5 protein-coding genes are annotated in these 4,352 nt (G+C 34.2%); 4 read left to right on the top strand and 1 reads right to left on the bottom strand.

All coding sequences use genetic code 11. The annotated features are described in order from the left end of the window. On the bottom strand, nucleotides 1–190 hold a 190-nt coding region (locus tag ACW2QF_RS17945; RefSeq protein WP_455717388.1), incomplete at its 3' end, for a hypothetical protein. Nucleotides 191–514: 324 nt separating this feature from the next. Between ACW2QF_RS17945 and ACW2QF_RS17940 the strand changes: the two genes are divergently transcribed. The 4 genes from ACW2QF_RS17940 to ACW2QF_RS17925 all read left to right on the top strand — a co-directional run. Beyond that, nucleotides 515–1,903, top strand: a complete 1,389-nt coding sequence (locus tag ACW2QF_RS17940; RefSeq protein ID WP_455717387.1) for a pyridoxal phosphate-dependent decarboxylase family protein — start codon at nucleotides 515–517, stop codon at nucleotides 1,901–1,903. A gap of 102 nt (nucleotides 1,904–2,005) precedes the next feature. After that, complete coding sequence (locus ACW2QF_RS17935; RefSeq protein ID WP_455717386.1) at nucleotides 2,006–2,599, top strand: dienelactone hydrolase family protein; 594 nt, start codon at nucleotides 2,006–2,008, stop codon at nucleotides 2,597–2,599. Between the two features lie 136 nt (nucleotides 2,600–2,735). Next, nucleotides 2,736–3,359, top strand: a complete 624-nt coding sequence (sigK, locus tag ACW2QF_RS17930; RefSeq protein WP_455717385.1) for an RNA polymerase sporulation sigma factor SigK — start codon at nucleotides 2,736–2,738, stop codon at nucleotides 3,357–3,359. Between the two features lie 205 nt (nucleotides 3,360–3,564). Next, nucleotides 3,565–4,352 (top strand): NAD-dependent epimerase/dehydratase family protein (locus ACW2QF_RS17925; RefSeq protein WP_455717384.1); only part of this gene is annotated, 788 nt, incomplete at its 3' end.

Here is a 4,352-nt window from a genome sequence, read left to right as displayed (position 1 = left end):
GTTTTTCAATATCATCTAAATCTGTAATATCCGATCCCATCAAATCTAATTCTTCAATTTCTTCTAAATCACGTTTTGATAGTTTTTTTCCTTTTTTATTAATTTTATTTTGAATTATTTCTTCTAACTTACTATTAGAAAAGGTCACGTCTTGTGATGTGGCTTCTGTGTTTTTTTTCGATTGTTCCACAACTAGATTATCATGATTATTATTTATTTACAACTTGCCATTAATGTACACATAACAATAGCAATTGGAATAAGATACTTTTTTTTCATATAACTCCTTTCATACTTGAAAATACTATTACGTTCTTCTGGAAAACTTTTTTCTAAATTTTAACATTGCATCTGAAAAATAGCAATAAGAAATGTTATTAGTTAACTAGATAATCTCGAAACTCTTCTCCATGTCGACGTTAGTATTGCATAATGTTACCAAAAAGTATACAATTGAGAAAAATTGTATTTTTTTAGTAGTATTATAATATGAGTCATTGATGGAGGAGTAAGTATGTTAATTAAAAATATGAAAAATGAGTTAAATACCGAAGAGTTACTAGATAAGGTTATGTCATACGCAAGAGAATATATTAATAATGAGGAACATGCAAGAGATTATCCAGAAAAAGAAGCTTTGATTCAGCTTGAGAATAATCATGAAGACCTACAAGATAAGCCAATGAATCCCTTAACAGTTTTGGAGTTATTACATAAAAACGGAAGTAATGCCACAGTACGTCACACAAGTGGAAGCTATTATGGGTTTGTTATGGGGGCAAACATACCTGTTAGCCAGGCTGCACGTCTGTTGGGAGATATATGGGATCAGAATGCAGGAACGTATGTATCATCACCGATTGCTGACAAATTAGAGGAAGTATGTGAGAGATGGCTAATATCATTATTAGGTTTACCAGAAGGTACGGCAGCTTCTTTTGTTAGTGGTTCTAGTATGGCAAATTTCTATGCTGTATTAACAGCTAGGAATGAATTGCTGTATCGTCAAGGATATGATGTTGCTACTAAGGGGTTATATGATGCAAAACCTATACGTGTAGTTTTAGGTAAGGAAGCGCATTCATCTGTTATCAAAGCTTTAGTACTTGCTGGCTTAGGTAAAGATAATTTAGAATATGTCCCTGTGGATGATCAAGGTAGAATGTTAATAGATGAAATCCCAGAATTGGATTCGAATACTTTATTAATATTGCAAGCAGGCCATGTGAATACAGGCAGTTTTGATGAGTTTTCTTTGTTATGTGATAAGGCACATAAGGCTGGTGCATGGGTACATATAGATGGAGCATTTGGATTGTGGGCAGCAGCATCGAAGAAGTATAGTAACTTAACGGTAGGAATCGAGAAAGCAGATTCTTGGACAACAGATGCCCATAAAACATTGAATGTACCTTACGATAGCGGTATTGTATTCTGCAAGAATCGTGCAGGTTTGATACGAACGATGCAGGTATCGGGGTCATATCTACAATTTAGCGAGCATCGAGATTCCATGCTATATGGTGTGGAGATGTCAAGGCGTGCAAGAGGTATTGAATTATGGGCAGCGCTGAAGTATTTAGGAAGAGAAGGAGTCGCTGAATTAATTGATACGTTATGTGAGAATGCGAAGTATCTTGCTAGTTGTTTGCAAGAAGTCGGTATGTACGTGGAGAATGATGTAGTGTACAATCAAGTTATCGCTCGTCTTAATACGAATGAAGAAACAGATCAATTGCTTTTGGCTATTCAAAGTTGTGGACAACTATGGTGTGGAGGTGCATTGCACCAAGGAAAGAAGGTAATTCGCTTTAGTGTATGTTCATGGAAGATTACTAAGGAAGAGATTGATAGAAGTATTGAATATATAGGTAAAATGTTTGACACAACAAAAGCTCAATAAGATATCTATTGTATTGTTTGCCATTAACTTGAAGCATAGAAGCTGTGAATATGATAGTATTGGGAAAAGGTTTGTATAAGATATAAAAGGGAGAACCATACAATGAAACACATAAAGAATAATAAAAATGCACTGATAGTATTGCATGAGATTTATGGAGTTAACAAATTCATAGAAGATATATGTATGCAGTATGTAGGTGAAGATTTTGACATATATAGCCCTAATCTACTCAATAAAGAATGTTATTCTTATGAACAAGCGACGGAGGCTTATGTAAACTTTGTGAATGAAATCGGTTTTCAAATATATGAACGGATCAATACCTTTATTAATATATTAAAAGAGAAGTATGAAAAAGTATTCATTCTTGGTTTTAGCGTTGGTGCTACGATTGCTTGGAGATGTAGTGTGAATGATAATTGTGATGGAGTAATTGCTTGTTATGGTTCGCGTATACGAGATTATTTGGAAGTAAGACCAAGATGTCAAGTATTATTACTTTTTGTTAAGCAGGATTCCTTTGATGTTGATGCTATAATAAAGAAATTATCTAAGATAAATATGGTAAGTTATAAGAAATTAAATGCATACCATGGCTTTATGGATACGTATTCAGCTCATTATGATGATGAGCAAGCCCGAAGAGGTCATTCTTATATTAAAGAATTTTTAGTTGAGAATTCAAGTGTATAGAGGGTTTACAAGCTAATTTCTAGGACAAAAAAATGTAGACGAGTATCAAAATTAGAAGAAATGAGTAGGAAAAGCACATAAATAGGTTTCGCATCATACAATAGTAATAAACTATTAGTTTTGAGGTGCTTATAAAGTGAAATCATTTCCGAAGCCATTAAGCACCAACGAGGAAAAGTCTTATCTCATGCAATACAAAAACGGCAGTCAGGAAGCACGTAGCGTTCTGATTGAGCGTAATTTACGTTTAGTAGCTCATATAGTTAAGAAATATAGTGCCCCTGACAAAGATATCGACGACTTAATTTCAATTGGTACCATTGGATTAATTAAGGCTATTGATACGTTTGACCCAGATAAAGGAATTCGTCTGGCCACCTATGCTTCCCGTTGTATAGATAATGAGCTTCTTATGATGCTTCGGAGCGGCAAAAAGCAGTCGAAGGAAGTTTATCTATATGAACCTATCGGAGCTGATAAGGAAGGCAACGAAATCAATTTATTAGATATTATTGAGTCAGTTGATGAGGACATTGTTGATACATTAGAGACTCGCGAAAACATTGTGAAGTTAAATCAGTTTGTCCAAAAGCTATTAACTGACCGTGAGAAAGAGATTATAGTTCTTCGCTATGGGCTTGAAGGTGGAGAAGAAGTAACTCAACGTGAGATTGCAGTAAGGCTGGGGATATCAAGAAGTTATGTGAGTCGTATTGAGAAGAAGGCGTTAAAGAAGCTTCGTGAAAGATTTGATAAGTAAAATTAGGATAAGAAAGGAACAGTTGTATAGACTTTATGTTTTTCATAAAGTATGTGTAACTGTTCTTTTTATATTATTAATATTCGGTTTTGCTCATAATTGTTCATAAAGTTGACAAATTATATTTGTAAATATACTATAATGGTAGTAAATACCATTACCATTACTTTAATTTAAATCTGTAAACTATTTAAGGAGGCATACCATGAATATTCTAGTACTAGGTGGCACAAGGTTTTTTGGATTGCATATAGTAAAATCATTACTAAAACGAGGACATGAGGTAACAATTGCAACAAGAGGTAATAAGGAAGATGAATTTGGTTCTTCAGTAAAGCGAATCCATGTAGATCATCTGAATGAGGAAGAGATGAAGTCAACGTTTTCAAATCATCATTATGATGTAGTCTATGATAACATCTGTTATTGTTCCAATGATATGAAAGCTGTGCTTGAGGCAGTGTCTTGTGATCGGTTTGTATTTATGTCAACAACTGCAGTCTATGAATTACATTGGGATACTGTTGAAGAGGATTTTAAACCAGAAGAAAAAGAATTAATTTGGTGTGATCGACAAGCTTATGCATATGGAGAAGTAAAACGACTGGCAGAATGTGCATTGAGAAAACAGTATGAGAAACAGGCGGCAGTATCAGTTCGTTATCCGTTTGTTATAGGAAAGGATGATTATACTGAGCGTCTGAAATTTTATGTAGTACATGTCATGAAAGAGATTCCTATGAATATTGACAATCTAGATAATCAGATGAGTTTTATAAGTTCACGTGAGGCTGGTGACTTTCTTGCGTATTTAGCTGATCAAGAGTATACGGGAGCAATTAATGGTTGTAATGGAGGAACGATATCTCTGCGTGAAATCATTACATATGTAGAAGATAAAACAGGGAAAAAAGCTAGATATTCATTAGAGGGAGAAGAGGCTCCTTACAATGGAACACCAGAGTATTCTATTAATACAGATAAGGCTAGAGA

Source organism: Anaerosporobacter sp., assembly GCF_965301125.1.
The sequence above is the reverse complement of the archived record's forward strand: the minus strand, read 5'-3'. Positions and strand labels throughout refer to the sequence as shown.